General features: G+C 68.1%; 19 protein-coding genes. 5 read left to right on the forward strand and 14 right to left on the reverse strand.

Going from position 1 to position 20,970, the window contains the following annotated elements; genetic code table 11:
* Window positions 1-28: 28 nt before the first annotated feature.
* Window positions 29-1,240: a zinc metallochaperone AztD gene (gene aztD, locus KZJ41_RS26080; RefSeq protein ID WP_050036054.1), complete on the forward strand. Its 1,212-nt coding sequence runs from the start codon at window positions 29-31 to the stop codon at window positions 1,238-1,240.
* 155 nt (window positions 1,241-1,395) lie between these two features.
* On the opposite strand, the gene KZJ41_RS26085 is transcribed toward aztD, so the two are convergent.
* From KZJ41_RS26085 to KZJ41_RS26100, 4 genes are all read right to left on the reverse strand, one after another.
* On the reverse strand, window positions 1,396-2,370 hold the full coding sequence (locus KZJ41_RS26085) for an alpha/beta fold hydrolase (RefSeq protein ID WP_232334137.1): 975 nt from the start codon (window positions 2,368-2,370) through the stop codon (window positions 1,396-1,398).
* A 145-nt stretch (window positions 2,371-2,515) separates the two neighbouring features.
* The gene (locus KZJ41_RS26090) at window positions 2,516-3,151 is read right to left on the reverse strand and encodes an alpha/beta hydrolase (RefSeq protein WP_006940947.1); all 636 of its coding nucleotides are present in this window, start codon (window positions 3,149-3,151) and stop codon (window positions 2,516-2,518) included.
* 412 nt (window positions 3,152-3,563) lie between these two features.
* Window positions 3,564-4,031, reverse strand: coding sequence for a 2,4'-dihydroxyacetophenone dioxygenase family protein (locus tag KZJ41_RS26095; RefSeq protein ID WP_251549858.1), 468 nt, complete (start codon window positions 4,029-4,031; stop codon window positions 3,564-3,566).
* Between the two features lie 46 nt (window positions 4,032-4,077).
* A complete protein-coding gene (locus tag KZJ41_RS26100) occupies window positions 4,078-4,983 on the reverse strand; it encodes a TauD/TfdA family dioxygenase (protein ID WP_006940943.1) in 906 nt (301 codons plus the stop codon).
* A 299-nt stretch (window positions 4,984-5,282) separates the two neighbouring features.
* Here KZJ41_RS26100 and KZJ41_RS26105 point away from each other — a divergent pair, with 299 nt between their 5' ends.
* The 3 genes from KZJ41_RS26105 (at window position 5,283) to KZJ41_RS26115 (ending at window position 9,967) form a co-directional block, all read left to right on the forward strand.
* Window positions 5,283-6,335 (forward strand): AraC family transcriptional regulator, encoded by a 1,053-nt coding sequence (locus KZJ41_RS26105; RefSeq protein ID WP_029546525.1) that lies wholly within the window; start codon window positions 5,283-5,285, stop codon window positions 6,333-6,335.
* A gap of 383 nt (window positions 6,336-6,718) precedes the next feature.
* Window positions 6,719-8,140: an MFS transporter gene (locus KZJ41_RS26110; protein ID WP_251549860.1), complete on the forward strand. Its 1,422-nt coding sequence runs from the start codon at window positions 6,719-6,721 to the stop codon at window positions 8,138-8,140.
* A 228-nt stretch (window positions 8,141-8,368) separates the two neighbouring features.
* Complete coding sequence (locus KZJ41_RS26115; RefSeq protein WP_050036057.1) at window positions 8,369-9,967, forward strand: long-chain fatty acid--CoA ligase; 1,599 nt, start codon at window positions 8,369-8,371, stop codon at window positions 9,965-9,967.
* A gap of 110 nt (window positions 9,968-10,077) precedes the next feature.
* On the opposite strand, the gene KZJ41_RS26120 is transcribed toward KZJ41_RS26115, so the two are convergent.
* The 3 genes from KZJ41_RS26120 to KZJ41_RS26130 all read right to left on the reverse strand — a co-directional run bounded on the left by KZJ41_RS26120 (window position 10,078) and on the right by KZJ41_RS26130 (window position 12,582).
* Window positions 10,078-11,517, reverse strand: coding sequence for a DUF4185 domain-containing protein (locus KZJ41_RS26120; protein ID WP_050036058.1), 1,440 nt, complete (start codon window positions 11,515-11,517; stop codon window positions 10,078-10,080).
* Between the two features lie 145 nt (window positions 11,518-11,662).
* The gene (locus KZJ41_RS26125; RefSeq protein WP_006940919.1) at window positions 11,663-12,091 is read right to left on the reverse strand and encodes a VOC family protein; all 429 of its coding nucleotides are present in this window, start codon (window positions 12,089-12,091) and stop codon (window positions 11,663-11,665) included.
* Window positions 12,088-12,582, reverse strand: a complete 495-nt coding sequence (locus KZJ41_RS26130; RefSeq protein ID WP_050036059.1) for a helix-turn-helix transcriptional regulator — start codon at window positions 12,580-12,582, stop codon at window positions 12,088-12,090. The genes KZJ41_RS26125 and KZJ41_RS26130 overlap by 4 nt, the downstream gene beginning before the upstream one ends.
* A gap of 239 nt (window positions 12,583-12,821) precedes the next feature.
* Between KZJ41_RS26130 and KZJ41_RS26135 the strand changes: the two genes are divergently transcribed.
* A complete protein-coding gene (locus tag KZJ41_RS26135; RefSeq protein ID WP_050036060.1) occupies window positions 12,822-14,048 on the forward strand; it encodes a glycosyltransferase 87 family protein in 1,227 nt (408 codons plus the stop codon).
* Here the strand turns inward: KZJ41_RS26135 and KZJ41_RS26140 are convergent.
* From KZJ41_RS26140 to KZJ41_RS26170, 7 genes are all read right to left on the reverse strand, one after another.
* Entirely contained in the window at window positions 14,018-14,347 is a 330-nt protein-coding gene (locus KZJ41_RS26140; protein WP_102800027.1) for a branched-chain amino acid transporter permease, read from the reverse strand. The genes KZJ41_RS26135 and KZJ41_RS26140 overlap by 31 nt on opposite strands.
* Window positions 14,340-15,032, reverse strand: coding sequence for an AzlC family ABC transporter permease (locus tag KZJ41_RS26145; protein ID WP_185713237.1), 693 nt, complete (start codon window positions 15,030-15,032; stop codon window positions 14,340-14,342). The genes KZJ41_RS26140 and KZJ41_RS26145 overlap by 8 nt, the downstream gene beginning before the upstream one ends.
* The gene (locus tag KZJ41_RS26150; protein ID WP_037201217.1) at window positions 14,963-15,337 is read right to left on the reverse strand and encodes a WhiB family transcriptional regulator; all 375 of its coding nucleotides are present in this window, start codon (window positions 15,335-15,337) and stop codon (window positions 14,963-14,965) included. The genes KZJ41_RS26145 and KZJ41_RS26150 overlap by 70 nt, the downstream gene beginning before the upstream one ends.
* A 65-nt stretch (window positions 15,338-15,402) precedes the next feature.
* Entirely contained in the window at window positions 15,403-17,049 is a 1,647-nt protein-coding gene (gene pgi, locus KZJ41_RS26155) for a glucose-6-phosphate isomerase (RefSeq protein WP_251549863.1), read from the reverse strand.
* A gap of 15 nt (window positions 17,050-17,064) precedes the next feature.
* Window positions 17,065-18,078: a glucose-6-phosphate dehydrogenase (coenzyme-F420) gene (fgd, locus tag KZJ41_RS26160; RefSeq protein ID WP_251549865.1), complete on the reverse strand. Its 1,014-nt coding sequence runs from the start codon at window positions 18,076-18,078 to the stop codon at window positions 17,065-17,067.
* Window positions 18,079-18,172: 94 nt separating this feature from the next.
* Entirely contained in the window at window positions 18,173-19,783 is a 1,611-nt protein-coding gene (locus KZJ41_RS26165; RefSeq protein WP_251551044.1) for an NAD(P)/FAD-dependent oxidoreductase, read from the reverse strand.
* 50 nt (window positions 19,784-19,833) lie between these two features.
* On the reverse strand, window positions 19,834-20,781 hold the full coding sequence (locus tag KZJ41_RS26170; protein WP_029546533.1) for an alpha/beta hydrolase: 948 nt from the start codon (window positions 20,779-20,781) through the stop codon (window positions 19,834-19,836).
* Window positions 20,782-20,970: the final 189 nt, after the last annotated feature.

Here is a 20,970-nt window from a genome sequence, read left to right on the forward strand (position 1 = left end):
GTTTGCAATAACGCGTAGATGTTCCGGCATGAAGTCCTCCCGAAGTCTCGCGCTCACCGCCGGGCTGGCCGCCGTGCTCGTGGCCGGCTGCTCCACCTCCACCGCCGAGGACGCCCCCGCGGCCCCCGCCCCGACCGCTCCCGCCGAGGTCGCCGCCGCCGAGCCCCGGCTCGCCGTCACCTACGACGGCGGCATTCTCGTCCTCGACGCGAACGACCTCGACGTCGTCGCCGACCTGCCGCTCGACGGATTCAACCGCCTCAATGCCGCCGGCGACGGCCGGCACGTGTTCGTCTCCACCGCCGGCCGCTTCCGCGTCCTCGACACCGGCAGCTGGTCCGAACCCCACGGCGACCACGCGCACCACTACGCGGGCAGCGCGGCACTCACCGACGTCGAGTTCGCCGCCGCCAAGCCCGGGCACGTCGTCCGGCACGCGGGCAGGACCGTGCTCTTCGACGACGGCACCGGCCGCGTCGACATCCTCGACCCCGAGGACCTCGCCGACGGCACGCCGCAGACCGACACCTACACCACTCCGGAAGCGCACCACGGCGTCGCGGTCGCGCTCGCCGACGGCAGCCTGCTCGTCACCCTCGGCAACAGCGAGTCCCGCAACGGCATCGCCGTCCTCGACGCCGAGCGCCGGGAGATCACCCGCAACGAGCAGTGCCCCGGCGTGCACGGCGAGGCCGTCGCCGCCGACGAGGCCGTCGTGCTGGGCTGCGAGGACGGCCTGCTCGTCTACCGCGACGGCACGATCACGAAGGTGAGCGCCCCCGACCCGTACGGCCGGATCGGAAACCAGGCCGGATCCGAGGAGTCCGACATCGTGCTCGGCGACTACAAGAGCGATCCGGACGCGGAACTCGAACGACCACAGCGTGTCTCGCTCACCGATACCCGCACCGGCGAGCTGCGGCTCGTCGACCTCGGCACCAGCTACACGTTCCGCTCGCTCGGACGCGGACCCCACGGCGAGGCACTCGTCCTGGGCACCGACGGAGCGCTGCACGTGATCGACCAGAACAGCGGCGCGGTGGTCCGGCGCATCGACGTCCTCGCCCCGTGGACCGAGCCCGACGAGTGGCAGTCACCGCGCCCGGCGCTGTACGTGCAGGGCCACACCGCCTACGTCACCGACCCGGCGAACAGCGCGCTGCACGCGGTCGATCTCGACTCGGCCGCCGTGACGACCGCGTCGCTGCCGCAGACCCCCAACGAGATCACCGGCACCTAGGTGACCGAATGTCACATGGGTTCGATCCAACCGAACCCATGTGACATTCGGCCGGGCGACCGGCGCACGGGCGGCCGCGACAGCGCAGGCCGACGCACGGAGTCCCCGACCCCTACGGGACACACTTTCGTTGCGAGTCGCCGGAGTCCCTCCGTTCAGAGATCGGCGAGGAAGGCGAGCAACATTCCGGTGACGAGTTCCGGCTGTTCCTCCGCTGCGCTGTGACCGACTCCCTCGAGCAGGGCTTTCCTGCGCAAGTTGGGAAGATGGCTCTCCAGACGGTCGTAGAGGGGAGCGAATCGGTCCAACGCGGGATCCGCCGCTCCACCGATGAACAGACTGGGCTGCTGCAGCTTCAGGCCGTCGAGGAACGAGCTCTGCTCCCAGATGCGGTCGCGGTTCCGGTAGAAGTTCAACGCAGGCCCGAACCCGGTGCGCGAGTATTCGCTGACGTAGTAGTCCAGGGCGATCTCGGGTAGCCAACCCGGGAGGAACTCGGGGTCGAAAACCGTATCGAGAAAGTTCTCGCCCTCCGCGACGAACTGGCGCCAGCGTTCCTCACCGACCGCGCTGCCGGGGACCGAGTAGTAGATGCTGCGCAGCGTCGTGCGGACATCGGCATCCATGTGTCGCTCGGCTTCACCCGGCGTCTGGAAATAGTGCTGATAGAAGCGCGTACCGGTCTCCGCTTCCAGCTTCTTCCAATTCTCACTCGGCCGGCAGGGCTCGCGGGGAGGGACAGGGGTGTTCAGCATGGCCAGGGCATGGAACAGATCGGGGCGCAGCTGGGCCGCCGCATGGGCCACGAACGATCCGAGATCGTGGCCCACGACCACGGCCGAGGTTTCCCCGAGGCCGCCCATCAACCCGACGAGGTCGCCGACCGCATCGAACACATTGCAGTCCTGCACCTGCTCGGGACACCCGCTCCGCCCGAACCCACGAATGTCCGGTGCCACCACTCGATATCCGGCCGCGGCCAGTGCACGGATCTGCCGGCGCCACATGTACCAGAGGTATGGGATGCCGTGTACCAGCACCACCAGCGGACCTTCCCCCTCCTCGACATAGTGGATACGCATTCCGTTGACTTCCGCGAATCGATGCAGGAAACCGTGAGGGTCGTCCACGGTAGGCGCTGCCGTTTCCTCGGCAGAATCCGATCTTTGCATAGTCATTCAATGTTCTCCCAGTTGAAGCGCGACGGACACGTTCCGCGGATCAGATTCAGGGTTTCCCGGAACGGAGTGGCGCCGCCGCAGAAGGCAAACCGATTCAGGATGGGTCACTCATTGCAAGGATGGGTGCGCCGGGCACGCCCTCCGGTATGCGCACTCGCCCGAGATCGCGGACCAGTTCGTGCGCCTGATCCCAATTGCCGTATCCAGCAGTAGGATCCAAATGCCCGGCATCTCCCGCATCGATCAGACGGCTACCCCAGTGTTCGGCCATGCCGGCCACGCGGCGGAAGCAGGCCAGGGCGTCGTTTCTGCTGGCGGCAACGATGCTGCGGAACGGCAGTCGCCTTCGGGGCAATGGATTCCAGCCGTGGCGGTCGAGATCCTCGGTGGAGGGGTATCCATCGGGCAGCGGTAGTTCGAAGTCCGGTGGAGCCACCAGCAGCGCTCCGTCGACGGGGCGGTTGGGTTGCCGAGCCCAGTGGACAGTGGTGAGCACGCCGGCACCATGGGCGACGAGGACAACCGGGCCCGCGATGCCGGCGAGGACCGCCTCGAGCGCCTCAACCCACGCGGTTCGGCTGAGCGGGGCACAGCCGGGCGGCGCGACAATGCGCGCCTTCTCCCATTTCTCGGCGAGCAGGCACTGCCAGTGGTCGGCGGTGAGGGGGACGAAACCGGGGACGAGTACCACGGTAGGCGGGGTGATGGTGGTGGTGCTGGTGGTGTTCACGGTCGGCTCCGGTAGATCGCGTCGGGGATGTGCAGGAGATCTCTTGTGATCCGTCGATACCGCTCCGAATCCCACTCGCGGAGTGCGTCTTACATGGAATTCCGCGCGCGCTTCCTCCGCGCCGGATCCCGGCGGTGTGACCGCCGACGGCCGGGCGTGAGTTCGGTTGCTGTGCGGGGTGTCATGACGTCGACTGCGTGGACATCGCGTGAAACGTCATGGATACGCGTTGACGGGAAATCGTTCCGACGACTCCTCCGCCCGACTGCGGCGCTCTTCCCGCCGGAAAGGACCCGCCGTGCAACTTCGATGACCATCGCCGGAACCAGGGAGTCGGGTAGTCGAATCCGGTTGCGGCCGTTTCTCGGCCCGATGGCCGCAACCGGATTCGAGTGGTGTCGATCTGCGGTGGTCAGTCCTGCCAGCTGCTCAGGTCGCGCGCCGCGATGCCGTGCTCAGCGCAGTAGGTGTTGTAGCGTTCGATGTGGGTCATGGCAGTCTCCTGCCACAGGATCTTGTTGTCCTGGTCGAGGAACAGCAGTTCACCGACGAGATAGAAGAAGACCTCGGTGTCTTCGAGGCTTTCGGGGGTGTGAGAGGAGCCGGCGACCTCGTAGACGGTGTCGCCGCTCCGGGAGATCCAGTTGTTCTCCTTGTAGCGCCAGGCGCCCTTGACGGTGTGCCCGACCACGATACCGGTGTGGTAATGGGGCGGCAGCTCGAGCCCGGCCGGGGTCTTCATCGAGACGACGATCTCGGCCCGTACGGGGTCGACCTTCCAGTACTTGAGGAACACCTGGTCGGTGAGTGGAGTGAACGGGATCCACGGATTGTCGTCGCCCTTGATGTAGTTGACGTCGAGTTGTTGAGCGGTCTGCATGAGAATCTCCTTCAGGGGGTGCTGTGGGTGGTCCGGGCCGTCGCCGTCAGAAGGGCTGGTCTCCGATGATGGTGGCGCGTTCCATCTTCCGGACGGCCGGCCAGTAGTCCTGCACTGCGTAGTGCTGGGTGCTGCGGTTGTCCCAGATCGCGACGCTGTTCTTGGTCCATCGCCAGCGAACCTGGTACTCCGGGATCGCGGCGCGGCTGATCAGGTAGTTGAGCAGGTTGCCGGAGCCGGGCGCGAAATCCGTCCCGAAGCGCACGTTCTGCGGGGTATGGAAGTTCACGAAGTGAGTGGTCACGCCGTTGACGTAGAGAATCTTCTCGCCGGTCTCGGGATGCGTACGCACCACCGGGTGCTCGGGATCGGGGAAACGCTCTTTCAGTTGGTGGCGCAGTTCCATGGGCTTGGCTGCGCCGAAAAGGGTTTCGAAGCTACTGCGAGCGCGAAGTCCGTCGATCTGTTGCTTGACGTGCTCCGGGAGATCCCGGTACGCCTGCACCATGTTCACCCAGATCGTGTCCCCGCCCACCTCCGGTGTCTCCACGCACCGCAGGACAGCGCCCATGGCTGGACGCTCCCGCCAGATGGTGTCGGAGTGGAAGACGTTCTCGTAATGCTCGGGCGTGCTGTCCGCGTCCTTGTACAGCAGCACCAGTCCGGAATCGTTGGGCGCGTTGGGGTGGGGCTCCTCGAGGGGACCGAATCGCTCGGCGAAGGCGACGTGCTCGGCGCGCGTGATGTCCTGATCCCGCAGGAACAGTACCTTGCGCTCGAGCAGAAGAGCCTTCGTTTCGGCGAACAGCGCATCGTCGCGGGCGATCTCACCGAGAGTCACATCGAACAGTTCGGTACCGATATACCTCGAGAGCGGCTTCGCCTTGATCAGTGGCGGCGCGTGATCCGCGTCGACGGGGGCCTGTTCTTCGGCGTGGAGCATGTTCTTCATCTGAATCCTCCCTGGTTGGGATCTGGCCTGGTTGATCAGGACATGAGGGTGGGGCGGGCATCGGGTGCAGCCGCACATGCCGGACCTGCGAACGTCGGGTCGGGGCCGATGGCCGTCGCCCCGAGGTGCTCCCGGCCGGAGCTTCTCCGTCCGGACGACGGCGCCACCTCTGTCCGTGACGCGCGCTTCCCGATCCGACACCGTGTGATTTCGGTAACCAGAGCGTAGACCCGCACACGCAATATTTCTTGACTCTGCGTGGCAGAATCATTGACATTACGGGGCACGTAAGGAGTCGCATGAACCCCCTGGTCCGCAACACCACCTTGAGCGCCTACCTGGACTTCATGCGCTCCGTCGGCGTGGACCCGCTCCCACTGCTGAGGTCGGTCGGCCTGAGCACAGCCGACCTGGCCGTACCCGGTCAATGGATCGCCGTGCACGCGGTCGCCGAACTGCTCGAAGTGTCCGCAGACGCGACCGGCTCGGCAGCCTTCGGCCTTCAGCTCGCGCAGACCCGGCGCTTGTCCGTCCTCGGCGCGATCGGACTCGGAGCCCGGGAGGAGCCGGATGTGCGTAGCGCGCTGCAGTTGATCAGCCGTTACGAGCATCTGCACAGCGAGGCGTTCCATATTCGGATCTCCGAAACCGATGGTCTGGCCACCGTCAAGATCGAGCTGGACCTGGCGGCGACCGTCAAGTCACGCCAGCTCGTCGAGCAGGTCGTCGGCACCACCGTTCGCGTCGTCCGCGCCTTGGTCGGGGGTGCGTGGAAGCCTGTCACCGTGTGTTTCCGGCACGACCCCCCGGCCGACCTCACCGTTCACCATCGCGTCCTCGAATCCGAGATCCGCTTCGGCGCAGAATTCGACGGACTCGTGATGTTCGCCGATGACCTCGAGGCCCCCAACAGCCTGGCCGACCCGCTGCTGCGTCCCCTGGCCAGACAGTACGTGGAAGGAATCGCCGCCGGCCGACCCGGAGACGACCTCGACCGGATCCGCGAACTGGTCGAGGCCCTGCTCCCTACCGGCCGGTGCTCGCTGCAGCAGGTCGCCCGAACACTGGGCGTGGACCGCAAGACGGTGCACCGCCGCCTGGTGCGTGCCGACACGACCTTCTCCGCCCTCCTCAACTCCACCCGCCTGGATCTGGCGCGCCAGTACGTCGGACACCAGCGCCGACCGCTCGGCCAAGTCGCGGAACTGCTCGGGTTCTCCGAACCCTCCGCGTTTTCACGGTGGTTTCGCGGCGAATTCGGCGCCAGCCCCACGTCGTGGCGCGCCACCCACAGAACCGGGGACGTCTCCCGCCCCGACCCGTCGACCGGCGCGGAACAGTCCACGCACTGACGTCGGACGCGACCCCGTCGACGACACTGCGACCCGGACCCGAGGAGACATCGACCACGGGTCGGCAGGCGCACGGACTCGGCGGCGATGGAGCATCTTTGCGCACTCCACTCGGGACAGAATGTCAACTCGGGTGCCACGTCAGGTCAAGCACTCGGGCACCGACCCGGGCTACTGTGATGTCCGCCACCTCGAAGTGGTCGCCCGCACGCACCTCGATCCCGGATCGCCCCGCCGCCACAACGCCCGAGTGCGAGAGTGCCGCGGAGGACCGCGGAGGACCGCGGAGGACCGCGCCGGCATACGGCTCGGACGCGCCACATCGGATCGCACCGATCGCGGGCGCCGAGAGGTGAGCTGAACCGACCGTCTGAGGAGCGTCCATGGAAACAAAGGCCACGCCGGAGATCGACTGCGCGTCTGCCACATCGCCCCCACCGACGCCTCGATCCAGGATCTACCCCTGGGTCGTGCTGGCGCTCATCCTCGGACTGATGCTGTCGGACTACATGTCCCGGCAGGTACTCAGTTCGATCTATCCCTTCCTGAAGCAGGAATGGGATCTGTCCGACGCCGAACTGGCCTCCTTCCACAGCGTCGTCGCGCTCATGGTCGGTCTGCTGGCATTACCCTTGTCGATCCTGGCCGACCGGTGGGGTCGCGTGAAGAGCATCGTCCTGATGGCGACCATCTGGAGTGTGGCCACGCTGCTGTGCGCGGTCGCCGCCGGCTACGAACAGATGCTGGCGGCCCGATTCCTGGTCGGTGTGGGAGAGGCGGCATTCGGTAGCGCAGGGATCGCAGTGATCTTCAGTGTCTTCGCTGCACGCCTGCGTGCCTCCCTCAGCGGCGCCTTCTATGCAGCAGGAGCAATGGGCTCGGTGATCGGTGTCGCCCTCGGCGGCACCGTCGCCACCTCTCTGGGCTGGCGGTGGTCGTTCGGCGTCATGGCCGTCATCGGGTTCGTCCTGGCCGGATTGTTCAGCCTCGTGGTCACCGACCGCCGAATAGTGCAGCAGCAGAGTCCGGAGGCAGAAGCCCCGCCCGCAGAGTCCGGCACGGACGGATACCGTGCGCCGCTGTCGAGCCTGTTCTCGAGCGTCTCGGTGTTGTGCGCATACGCCACCGCGGGTCTGCAGATGTTCACCGTCGGCGCGCTGACGGCATGGTTGCCGAGCTTCTTCAACCGCTACTACTCTCTCGCGCCCGACCGGGCCGGAGCGGTTGCCGCAGTGTATTTCCTGGCGATCGGCCTCGGAATGCTGGTCGGCGGGATCGCCACCGATCGGATCTGCCGCAACACCCCGGACCGGCGGTGGAGCGTGGCACTCGCCTTGTGTGCAGTTGCAGCACTGCTGTTGATCGTCGGCTTCGGCCTCGAGCCGGGACCGCCGCAACTGGCGCTGCTCGCCGGCGGTGCACTGTGTGCCGCGTCCATCTCCGGAGGCATCACTTCGGTGGTCGCCAGCCTTACCCACCCCAGTCTGCGGGCGTCCGCCTTCGGCACCGTCACCATGTCCAACAGTGTCTTCGGACTTGCCCTCGGACCGTTCGTGGTAGGCCTCGCCGCCGACCGGATCGGCCTCGACGTCTCCCTCCAATGGGCACCACTGGCATACGTGGCCGCCGGAGCGCTCCTGATCATCGGACGGCGGACGTATTCGGCGGGAGTGCAGCGGGTGGAGGCCCTTCGACCGGACACCTCCGTCCGGCCGACGTCCCTCGCAGACCGCACCCGAACACACGGCTCGCCCGAATCGTCGTCGAATCGCGTTGACAACGAATCGAATCGGCTCGACAACTGACCAACTGCCCCCTATGCTCCACGTCGGGCCATCGCGCGCCGACCGCACAGGGCGCGCAGCCGTTCCGCCCCTCGGATGTGCACGCACTCCGCCGACCGCAGCGCACTCCGCCGATACGGGCCGCAGACGGCACGCCGGGCCGGCGCCTCCGCCGTGAGGAGAATCGTCGCCCATCGACCCGGAGCGTCCGGCCCCGCCCTTCTCGACTCATCGAACCAGGAGAACCACATGCTCAACGGACTCATGATGGATGACTATCAACTGACGATCGCGGCGGTGGCCGAGCGCGCCGAGTACTTCCACCGCAACAAGGAAGTGGTATCTCGACGTCCGGACGGCAGCATCGTACGGTCCACCCTGGGAGCATGTGGCGCACGTGCCCGTCGGCTGGCATCAGCGCTCGCACAACTCGGCGTTGCCGACGGCGACAGGGTAGCCACACTGATGTGGAACCAGATCGAACACATGGAAATGTACCTCGCGGTACCCGCGATGGGCGCGGTGGTCCATACCCTCAATCCGCGCCTGCACCCCGACGAACTGAGCTTCATCGTCGGTGACGCGCAGGACCGGGTGCTCGTGGTGGACGAATCCCTGCTGGACGTATTCGACAACATCCGAGAAGGACACACCTTCGACCATGTCATCGTCGTCGCCCACGACGGACCGGCGCCCGAGGGAACGCTGAACTACCACGACCTCGTCGACTCGGCGGCCCCGATGCCGTGGCCCTCTGTCGACGAGCATCGAGCTGCCGCAATGTGTTACACGTCTGGGACCACCGGGCGGCCGAAGGGAGTGGTCTACTCCCATCGGGCGTTGGTCCTGCACTCCCTGACCGCAGCGCTTCCCGACACGTTGGGGGTCTCCGCACGCGACACGCTGCTTCCGGTCGTCCCGATGTTCCACGCCAACGCCTGGGGCCTGCCGTATGCCGCGGCACTGATCGGCGCACGACTTGTACTGCCCGGCCGGCAATTGGACCCGTCCAGCGTGCTCGACCTGCTCGCGGACGAGCGGGTCACGATAACGGCAGGTGTACCGACGGTGTGGATGGGAATGCTCGCGGAGCTGGATGCGGATCCGCATCGGTGGGACCTCACCCGGCTCGATCGGCTGATCGTCGGCGGTGCCGCCGTCCCGCGCAGCCTGCTCGAAGGCTTCGACCGCCATGGTCTCACTGTCGTCCAGGCATGGGGAATGACGGAAACCACCCCGCTCGGCAGCATCTGCCGACTGCCCGACGATCTCGACGACGGCAGCCGCGACGAGCAGTACGAGTTCCGATCCCGGCAGGGCATCGCCGTGCCGTTCGTGGAGATCCGCGCCCGCCGGGAAGAGGGCGACCTGATCGACTGGGACGACAAGTCCATGGGAGAACTCGAAGTCCGCGGTCCCTGGGTGGCCGCCGCCTATCACAACGGGTCGGGTGCAGACAGCTTCACCCCTGACGGGTGGTTCCGCACCGGAGACATCGTGCGTATCGATCATCGCGGGTGCATCCGCATCTGCGACCGGGCCAAAGACCTGGTCAAGTCCGGGGGAGAGTGGATCTCCTCGGTCGATCTCGAAAACCACCTGATGGCTCACCCCGCCGTCGCAGAGGCAGCCGTGGTGGCAGTCCCCGACGCGCAGTGGGGCGAGCGACCGCTGGCGGTCCTGGCCCTGCGCGAGGGCAAGTCCGTCGATCCTGACGCCCTCAGAGAGCACCTGTCCACCGAGTTCGCCAAATGGCAGATGCCGGACCGTTTCGAGATCCTTCCGGCCATCCCCCGAACGGCGACCGGAAAGTTCCGGAAAACGGCATTGCGTGAGCAGTTCTCGTGACCGAATGTCACATGGGTTCGATCGAACCGTACCCATGTGACATTCGGCCGGTCAGCGGGCGGCCGGGCAGCCGACCGGCGGGCAGCGGCCGGTCGGCGGGCGGCCGCGGCTCAGCGCTCGATCCTCGCCCGCAGCAGGAAGGTGTTGTAGTCCGACCACGTCGAGAGCATGAAGTACAGGTCCTCGTCCGTCGACCACGGATGGACGAACCCGCCGTACAGCTCCGGGTGTTGCTCCACGCCGACCAGTCGCGTGCTCTCCGACCACACTCCCTGGGGCGACTCGGCCTCCCGCACGACGATCGCGGCCTTGGCGGTGTCCAGGTACGTCATCTGCCAGCGGTCCGCGGCGGCGTCGTAGCGCACGGACAACTCCCCAGCGGGGCCGTGCACGACCGGCGTCGCCGCAGTGTATCCGCCGGCAGGGGTCCAGTTCCCGTCGCGCCAGTACTGGTAGGCGCCCGGCTCGAGCACCCGGTCCTCGGGCACCCGGGCCAGCGCCACCGAGCCGAGCCGGGTATTGGGGGTGCCGAACAGGTAGACGTATCCGTGTGCCGGCACCGCCGCGGCCACCTGGAAGTTGGTGACGCCGAAGATGTTGTCCCACTTGGCGTACGGATCCTTGGTCCAGGTGGAACCACCGTCGTCCGAGTACGCGATGCCACCGTGGTTGGTCCACCACGTGCCGGGAATGCTGTTCCAGGTCCGGATGGACATGTACGTCAGGTACTGGCGGTCGCCGACCGCGAATCCCGACGTCGGGATCGTGGTGATCTCGACGTTGTCGAGCTTGCGGCTGCCGAGGATCTCGGCGGCATGGCACCGCGAGTCCTGCACCATCGAGTCGAAGCTCATCCCGTCGGCGAGATCACGGTCGGTGGAGAAGGCCAGCACGTTGCTGCGCCAGTCGTCACCCTGCCCGCCCGGCGGATGGAAGCCCTTGCCGACGGTGTCACCGAACGCGACGGCGATCCGGCCGGGCTCCGACTCCCACATGATGCCCAGATCGGTGCCGTACACCTGCCAGCGCTTGTCGGTCCGGGTGACCGATCCGGCGCCCGTCTGCTTGGCGACGGTGGAGACCTCGACGACCCGCGGAGCCGGGAGCGCGGGCGCCTGCGGGGCGGGCTCGATCGGCGGGGTCTCGGGCGCCGGAAGCGGCGGCAGCGGCTCGGCCCCCTCGCCGGGCACCGGGATGCCGAGGTGGAAGGGACTGGGCTTCAGGGCGATCCGGGGAAAGACCGGATCCGGGGTGACCGGCTCGTCGGTCAGGTCCGGGCACGGATCGGCGCACGGGTCGACCGGCAGCGGAGGCGGATCGATCCGCACGGTCTCCGGTTCCGGCGCCGGGTACGGCACGGTGGTGATCACCGGGTACGGCACCGGGATGTCGAGGTCCTTCGGGATCAGCGACTCGTGCTGCCACGTGTCGCTCGCACACGGGCCGCTGCCGGGCACCCCGTCCGTCGCGGGCTCGGCGGGTGCGGCATGCGCCGGCGTCGCCGCCAGCACCGCAGCGAGCAGCGCGATCACCGGCGCCTGCCGTGTCATGGGTTCCCTCCCGTGCGTCACCGTGCCGGACGGCCCGGCGCCGCACAGGAGGGTACCGCCGGCGCGTCCGGGCGGCTTCCCGACGTGGATCTGCGCCTTTATATCCCTCTCTCGGAAAAGTCCGAGAAAGTCGTAGAGTTCCGAATCAACGGAACTCGTCGGGCGTGTACTCGCGGGGCTCCACCAACACGAGCCAGTTTCCCGAGTTGTCCCGGAACACGGCCTCGACACCGTAGGGACGCTCGGACGGCGGCTGGGTGAACTCGACCCCCTTGGCCGTGAGTTCCTCGTACGTCTTGCGGCAGTCCGTGGTGCGGAGCCCGAAACCGCCCATGGTGCCGTCGGCCAGCGCGCGGCGCACCGCCGCGGCCATGTCCGGGCCCAGGGGTGGGCCGGGCACCATCAGCGTCACCTCGAGTTCCGGGTGGTCCGGGTGCGCGACGGTCACCCAGCGGAAGCCCTCACCCATCGCCACGTCCGCGGTCTCCACGAACCCCAGCGTGTCGACATAGAACTTCTTCGCCTCGTCCTGATCGGTGACATAGAGGGTGAACAGGGAGATGTTGGTGATCACAGCGTGCCCTCCGGGTCGATGGTGCGGCACGCCTCGACCGTAGATCGACGGGAACGGTGCGGGCTTCTCCCAAATTGCGCAGTTCGACGGCGGTCGCTCAGACCGTGCATGAACACCCAGCAGCCCGGGATGCGGGGCGCACCGGACTCGGCGAACGTGGCCTGATACTCGGTGGGAGTGACGCCGACCAGCTGACGGAACCGGGTGCCGAACGACCCGAGGCTGCTGTACCCGACGAGATGACAGATCTCCGTCACGGTCAGGTTCGTCGCGCGCAGCAGGTCCTGCGCCCGCTCGATGCGTCGTTCGGTGAGGTGAACCCCGGGCGTCCTGCCGTACACGGCGGTGAAGCAGCGCAGGAAGTAATACTTCGAGACCCCCGCGGCGGCGGCGAGCCCGGCGAGGTCGAGAGGTTGCGCGTATTCCCGGTCCGCGAGATCGCGGGCGCGGCGCAGGTGCGGCAGAAGCTCCTCGGGCACGCGGCGCGGCATGCGCCCAGTATCGCAAGGCCCCGCTCGACAGGAATTTCTGTCCATATCTAGGAGACGTCGTAGAGATCGCGATTTCGTCTCGACTGTGCGAGGCAGGCCGTCGCACGGAATCGCCCGAACCGGACAAACCGGCCGGAAACGCGGTGGGGGACCGGGCAACCCGCGCATCCGGCCCCGAAGGCAACGATTGTGTAACGTATCCGGGAGGTTCCTGTCCCGACAAGCGGAGGTGATCGTCCGTGCTGCTGTCCGAAGTCCGTGCCCGGCCCGGGTACTCCCTGCTCGTGGGGGTGGGGCTGATGGCCTCGGCGATCGTGGTCGGTGTCCACCTCGAGAACGCCGTCACCGGATACCTCATGGACCTGTCCGTCTTCCGCGACGCGGGGTGGGCATTCCTGCACCACACCCCCCTCTACACCGAGGGCTTCCACACCAACTCGGGATTCCGGTTCATCTATCCGCCGTTCGCGGCGTTCCTCTTCGCCCCGCTCCCCCTGCTCAACGCGACGTTGATGCAGGTGCTGTGGACCGCGGGATTGATCGGCCTGGTGTGGTGGGTCCTGAAGGTCTCGCTCGACCGCATGGACGTCCGTCGCGCGAACGTGGTCGCGACCGCCGCGCTGGGCGTGGCACTCTGGCTCGAACCCATCCGGTCCAACTTCCTGTTCGGGCAGATCAACATCATCCTCATGGCCCTGGTCGTCGCCGACGTCCTCGGTGTGATCCCGCAGCGGTTCCGCGGCGTCGGGATCGCGCTCGCCGCCGCGATCAAGGTGACCCCCGCCGCGTTCGGTGTGCTGTTCCTGCTCCGTCGGGACATGCCGTCCGCGGTGCGCGCCTTCGGTGCGTTCCTCGCCGTCGCAGGCTTCGCGTACTGGCTGCGCCCGGAATCCTCCGTGTACTTCTGGACCACCGAAGCCTGGGCCACCGACCGGGCCGGCGACCAGGACTTCTTCCGCAATCAGGCGCTCAGCGGCCTGCTCGCCCGGCTCGGCCTCGAGGGCCACGCGTACACCGCGGCGTGGCTCGCGGGCGTCGCGCTCGTCGTCGGAGCGGCGCTCTGGGCCGCCCACCGCTTCACCCGGGCCGGCGAGCACGTCGTCGCCCTCGGGGTGATCGCGCTGGCGACCCTGCTCGCGGCGCCCATCGCAGTCACGCACCACTGGGCATACAGCGTGCTGCTCGTCGCGGTCGCGCTGGCTCCCCGGTACCGCTCGTGGTGGCCCGTGCTGCTGCCGGCCACGCTGGTCTTCCTCGTCGGACCCAACTACCTGCTCGAGGACACCTCCACGCACGGCTGGGTCGAGTCGGCCATCCAGCAGACCCTCGGCAACGCGCAGTGCGTCACCGGTCTCGCGGTGCTCGTCGCCGCGGTCGTCGCGGCACGTTCCCGCCGCCCCGACGTGGTCCCGGCGCCGGTCGGCGCTCGCACCGCTCAGCTCCAGAACGCCCCGGCCAGGACGTAGATCGCGGTTCCGGCCACGGTGCTCAGCGCCGCGCTGCGCCGCCACAGGTGCACCGCGACGGTTCCCGCCAGGCCCAGCACCGCCGGTAGCCACGTCGCCGGCCCGACGTCGCGCAGGGTGTACATCACCAGGATGACCATCACGCCGGCCGGCATCGCGGCGCCGAGGTACCCCACCACGTCCGACTCCCGCAGCCGGGCGAGCGCGGCGAACGGCGCCGCCCGCAGGCCCACGGTGACGAGGAACATCACGATCAGGGCAGCGACGACGTAGCCGGCGCCCGGTACCGGCTCAGGCACGGGCCACCTTGTTGCGGTAGACGAACCGCACCAGCAGGCACGCGACGAACAGTCCCAGCGAGATCACCAGCATGCCGTCCTTCGACACGGCCGCCCCGACGAGGCCGCACACCACCGCGAGAGCCGAGGCCGGCAGGTCCCGCCCGAGGCGGAAGGCGTCGAGCGCGAGCACGGCGAACAACGCGGTGAGGGCGAATTCCAGGCCCGACAGCCCCGTCGGCAGCGCCGCGCCGATCAGGGCGCCGACGGTCCCGGAGGCGACCCACAGCAGCTGGCAGGTCGCCGCGACCGTCAGCATCCGCGGGCCGGTCAGCTCGTCGCGGTGCTTGGTGGCGACGATGGCATAGGTCTCGTCCGTGAGGGCGTAGACACCGTACGCCCGGCCGAGCCGGCTGCGGATCTTCTCCAGGGGGAACGACAGCCCGTAGAACACGTGCCGGAAGTTCACGAGCAGGGTCGCCGCGGCGATCGACGCCACCGGCGTCACCGCACCGATCAGGCCGACGGCGAGGAACTCCATCGAGCCCGCGTAGATCACCGTCGAGAAGACGGGCGCCCACCACCAGTCGAAGCCCGCCTGCGTGAGCACGACCCCGAACGCGAGGCCGAGCGGGATCAGGCCGAGACCGACCGCCCAGGAGTCGCGGACACCCGTGCGGATCTCGGGGAGACGGCTACCGGACACGGCTCCAGGCTATGGGGTGCCCTGTTCGACGGCCGCACCAGGACTCTGCGTTCTTCCTCCGAGAACCCGCCCCAGATTCCGTGCCGTTCCCCGGCCTCGAGCGCGTGCCGGAGACACTGCGTCCGCACAGGACAGGATTGGCAGATCCGCTTCGCGGCACGAACTCTGTCGGTGCGCGCCTCACCCCGTTCGTTGTCCGGATGGAAGAACGTCGCGGCATCGGCGTCCCGGCAGGCGGCGTGCAGCTGCCAGTCCCAGGACTCCGTGATCGCCGGGGGCAAGGTCAACAGCTTGGGCGCGGGCATGATTCTCCCTTCTCTGGGCGGCTTCGCCGGTGCGTCCTCGAGGCGGTGGGGGCCGCCCGAGGGACTCACGTGCGGCGGAGGCGCCGGATGGTGCGGACGAGGGTGTCGGTGGAGGTGTCGCCGGTGTCGGGGTCCGCCGCGCCGGTCAGGGCCGGTGCCAGGGCCAGGGCCTGGGTCTTGCCGAGTTCGACGCCCCACTGGTCGAACGAGTCGATGCCCCAGATCACGCCCTGGACGAAGGTCTGATGCTCGTACAACGCGATCAACTGGCCCAGCGTCGCCGGGGTCAACGCCGGGGCGAGCAGGGTGGTCGAGGGCCGGTTGCCGGGCATCACCTTGTGCGCCACCAACCCCGGGTCGGTGCCGTCGGCGGCGACCTCGGCCGCGGTGCGCCCGAACGCGAGCACCTTGGCCTGGGCGAGCATGTTCGCCAGCAGGATCTGGTGCATGCTGCCGGTCCCGTCCCGGGTGGGCAGGTCCTCGCACGCGGCGGCGAACCCGACGAAATCGGCCGGGATAAGCCGGGTGCCCTGGTGCAGCAACTGGTAGAACGCGTGCTGCCCGTTGGTGCCCGGCTCGCCCCAGAAGATCTCCCCGGTGTCGTGGTCCACCGCCGTCCCGTCCCGCCGCACGCTCTTGCCGTTCGACTCCATGGTCAGCTGCTGCAGATACGCCGGCAGCCGGGCCAGGTCCTGACTGTAGGGCAGCACCGCCCGCGACTGCGCCCCCAGCACCGACGCGTACCACACCCCCAGCAGCCCGAGCAGCACCGGCGCGTTCGCCTCCAGCGGGGCGGTGGCGAAGTGCTCGTCCACGGTGTGCATCCCGGCGAGGAACTCGGCGAAGCGCACCGGCCCGATCGCGCACATCACCGCCAGCCCGATCGCCGAGCCCACCGAGTACCGCCCGCCCACCCAGTCCCAGAACCCGAACATGTTCGCCGGGTCGATGCCGAACTCGGCGACCTTGCTCGCGTTGGTGGACACCGCCACGAAATGCGCCGCGACGGCGTCCTCGCCGAGCGCGGCGACCAGCCAGCGCCGCGCGGCGGTGGCGTTGGTGAGGGTTTCGACGGTGGTGAACGTCTTCGACGCCACCACGAACAGCGTGGTGGCCGGGTCCAGGCCGGTCAGCTGCGCGGTCAGATCCGCCGGGTCGATGTTGGCGACGAACCGCACCGCCGGGCCGTCGGCGCAGTGCCGCAACGCCCGCGCCACCATCGCCGGGCCCAGATCCGAGCCGCCGATCCCGATGTTCACCACCGTGGCGATCGGCTCGCCGGTGGCGCCGCGCCAGGTGCCCGAGCGGACCTTCTCGGCGAAGCCGGCCATCGCGTCGAGCACCGTGTGCACCTCGGCGACCACGTCGGTGCCGTCCACGGTCAGCGTCGCCGACCGCGGCAGCCGCAGCGCGGTGTGCAGCACCGCCCGGTCCTCGGTGGTGTTGATCCGGTCCCCGGCGAACATCGCATCGCGGCGGGCCTCGAGCCCACACGCCCGGGCCAGCTCGAGCAGCAACCCCACCGTGGTGTCGGTGATCCGATGCTTGCTGTAGTCGATGTACCACTCCCCGACGGTCAGCGAGAACCGCTGCGCCCGCCCCGGATCCGCCGCGAACAACCCCCGCAGATCCACCGCCTCGAGCTCGCCACGATGGGCGGCCAGCGCCCGCCACGGCGCCGTGCCGGTGAGTGTAGTTGTGGCCGTGTTCATTCGGACTTTCCTTCCTCAGGCCAGCGCCCGCAGGCGGGGAGCGAGATCCTTCTCGAACAGGTCGAGGAAGCGCCGCTGATCGTGCCCCGGCGCGTGGAACACCAGATGGTTCAGCCCGGCGTCGACATACGCCGCGACCTTCTCCACCGCCTCGTCCGGATCCGACGCCACGATCCACCGCCTGGCCACCTGTTCGATCAGCAGCGCATCGGCCGCCGCCTCCATCTGCACCGGATCGTCGATGCTGTGCTTCTGCTCCGCCGTCAGCGACAACGGCGCCCAGAACCGGGTGTTCTCCAGCGCCCGCTCCGGATCGGTGTCGTAGGAGATCTTGATCTCGATCATCTTGTCGATCGCCCCGGCGTCCCGCCCGGCCTTGCCCGCACCCTCGGCCACCGCCGGCAACAACTTCCCGGTGTAGAGCTCCATCCCCTTACCCGAGGTGCAGATGAACCCGTCCCCCGCCCGGCCCGCATACCGCGCCACCACCGGACCCCCCGCCGCGATGTACACCGGGATCCCGCCGGCGGGCACGTCGTAGATCGACGCCCCCTTCGTGGTGTAGTACTCCCCGTCGAAGTCGACCCGCTCCCCGGTCCACAGCTCGCGCATCAGGGCCACCGATTCCCGCAACCGCGCGAACCGCTCCTTGAACTCCGGCCACACCCCCGCATACCCGGTGGCGATCTCGTTGAGCGCCTCCCCGGTGCCGACCCCGAGCATCACCCGCCCCGGATACAGGCACCCCATCGTCGCGAACGCCTGCGCGATCACCGCCGGGTTGTACCGGAACGTCGGGGTCAGCACCGAGGTCCCCAACTGCAGCCGCGAGGTGCGCTCACCGACCGCGGTCATCCACGCCAACGAGAACGGCGCATGCCCCCCGTTGTGCCGCCACGGCTGGAAATGATCCGACACCGTCGCCGAATCCATCCCGTGTTCCTCCGCCAGCACCGCCAGCTCCACCAGCTCCCGCGGCCCGAACTGCTCCGCCGACGCCTTGTACCCCAACTTCAGACCCTGCGACACCACCAACTCCTCGTCGTCGGAAACCTCGGAAACGACGGCAGGACGCGCCGCGGCACGCAGCCGCGAGTGCGCGTCCTGCCGTTGCCGTTTCCCGTTACTTGATGGCGAAACCGCGATAGCCTTCGGCCGCGACGTCGTCGCAGATCTCGCGGTAGGTGTTGAGCCCACCGACGTAGGACATGATCACCCGCGGCTTGCCCGGCACATTGGCGCCCGTGTACCACGAGTTGCCCTCGGGATAGAGCGTGCCCTTCGCCAGTTCGTTGTTGAGCTCGGTCCAATCGTGCGTATACGGCTCGAGCGCCTCGAACCGGCGGGCGCCGCGCTGCTCGAGACGTTCGATGCAGTCGGCGGTCCACTCCACGTGCTGCTCGATCGCGCACACCACGTTGGTGAGCACGTTCGGGCTTCCGGGACCGGTGAGCATGAACATGTTCGGGAACCCGTCGACCGCGATCCCGAGGTACGTGACGGGTCCGTCCTGCCACTTCTCCCGCAGCGTCTCGCCGCCGACACCGGAGATGTCCATCTTCAGCAGCGGACCGGTGATCGCGTCGAACCCCGTGGCGAGGATCACCGCGTCGAGTTCGTGCTCCGTTCCCCCGGCCCGGATGCCCTTGTCCGTGAACTCCTCGAGCGGCGCTTCGCGGAGGGAGACGAGCTCGACGTTCTCCCGATTGAAGGTCTGGAAGTAGTTGGTGTCGAGCGTGATCCGCTTGGCACCGAGCGGATAGGTCCGCGGTGACAGGTGTTCGGCGAGCTCGGGGTCCTGCACCACCGCGCGGATCTTGCTGCGGAAGAACTCGGCGATGGTCTCGTTGGCCTCCCGGTTGGTGAACAGGTCGGGGTAGGCGGCGATGAGGTCGATCGCCCGGTGCCGGTTCCACCGCTCCTCGTAGACCGCCCACCGCTCCTCGGGGGAGTGGTCGAGCGCGCCGACCTCGAGGGTGTCGGTGTACTGGCCCGACGGTGTGGTCTTCGAGGTCGCCTTGAAAGTCTCGATGTTCTCCTTGAACTCCCGCTTCTCGTCCTCGGTGAGGGGGCGGTTGCCGCAGTCGAGGCTGAACGCCGGAGTCCGCTGGAACACGGTCAGTTTCTCGGCCTGCTCGGCGACGAGCGGGATCACCTGGACGCCGGACGAACCGGTGCCGATCACCCCGACCCGCTTGCCGGTGAAGTCGACGCCCTCGCGTGGCCAGTCGGCCGTGTGGTACGTCGCACCGCGGAAGTTGTTCAGGCCCGGGAAGTCCGGCGTCTGCGACGTGGACAGACAGCCGACCGCGGTCACGAAGTACTTGGCGACGGCGACGTCACCGGAGTCGGTGGTGATCGTCCATCGGTCGGTGTGGTCGTCGAACCGGGCCGAGTCGACCCGGGTCCGGAACCGGAAGTGCTTCTTCACGTCGAGTCTGTCGGCGGCGAAGTTCAGGTAACGCAGGATCTCCGGCTGGGCGGGATAGCGCTCGGTCCACTCCCACTCGTCGATCAGCTCGGGCGAGAAGGTGTAGGCGTATTCCATGCTGATGCAGTCGCATCGAGCGCCGGGATAGCGGTTCCAGAACCAGGTGCCGCCCACACCGTCGGCGGCCTCGAAGGCGCGGACCGTCAGCCCCATCTCCCGCAGCCGGTGCACCATGTAGATGCCGGAGAAGCCGGCACCGACCACGATCGCGTCGAACTCCTCGGCGGGGTTCTCGGTACCCATGCCGATCTCCGTCCGATCGGTGCCCATGCCGATCTCCGTCCGATCGGGGCTCATCGGGCGATGTCCGCGCCGGCGAGCACGTCCTCGACCGCCTCGACGACGTAGTCCATGCCGTCCTTCGCGCCCGGCAGGATGTTCACGAACTGGAAGAATCCGTGCATCTGCCCGGTGAACACCTTCTCGCGCAGTGGCACTCCGGCCGAGCGGAGCGCCTGCGCGTACTTGCGGCCCTCGTCGTGCAGGACGTCGTGCTCGGCGATCAGCACCGCGGCCGGGGCGACACCATCGAACGATTTCGCGTTGATCGGGGCGACCTCCCAGCGGGTGCGGTCCTTCGCCTCGGGCACGTACAGGTCCCAGAACCACACCATTGCGTCCCGGGTGAGCATGAGCTCGTTCGCGGGGTCGAGGTAACTGGGTGTGTCGAAGTCGCAGTCGATGACGGGGTAGGCGAGGAACTGCAGGGCGAGTTCGGGACCGTTCTCCCGGGCGGCGCGCTGCGCGACCACCGCGGCGAGGTTGCCGCCGGCACTGTCACCGCCCACGATCAGCGGGGCGTCCGCGGCCGCGTAGGTGGCGCGGTTCGCCGCGAGCCACTGCACCGCGGTCCACGCGTCGTCGGCGGCGGACGGGAACACGTGCTCGGGAGCGAGCCGGTAGTCGACGAGGGCGACGACGCAGCCGGTGCGCTCGGCGAGCTGACGGCCGAGCGTGTCGTACCCGTCGAGGCTCCCGACCACCCAGCCCCCACCATGCAGGTAGGCGATGACGCCGCGGGCGTTGTCGGTCGGCACCAGGAGCCGGATCGGCAGCTGGTGACCGTCCGGAGTCGGCACGGTGCGGTTTTCCACCCGGGTCATCTCCGGGCCGTCGCCGTAGAGCGGCGTGAAGCCTTCGCTCATCGCGCGGGCCTCCTGCGGGGCCATTTCGTGCAGGGGCGGACCGCCTGCCTTCGCCATCTCGGCAAGAAACGCGGTGGTGGCCGGGTCGAGGGCCATGGCATCTCCTTCGTGTGCGGCATGGGTTTCGACAGACGTCGACGACTCCCGATCGGATGCGCAGAGTCGGCGCCCAGCGAGTGATGCACATCACCATAACCATACGCATGATTATTTGCAATACCGGCGCGCTAGGGCCTTTATCTATGCGCATGATTGGTCTAGCTTGGAAGCGAGAGTTCCGGGGGC

The organism is Rhodococcus sp. 11-3 (assembly GCF_023704055.1).
Classification (GTDB): domain Bacteria; phylum Actinomycetota; class Actinomycetes; order Mycobacteriales; family Mycobacteriaceae; genus Rhodococcus; species Rhodococcus aetherivorans.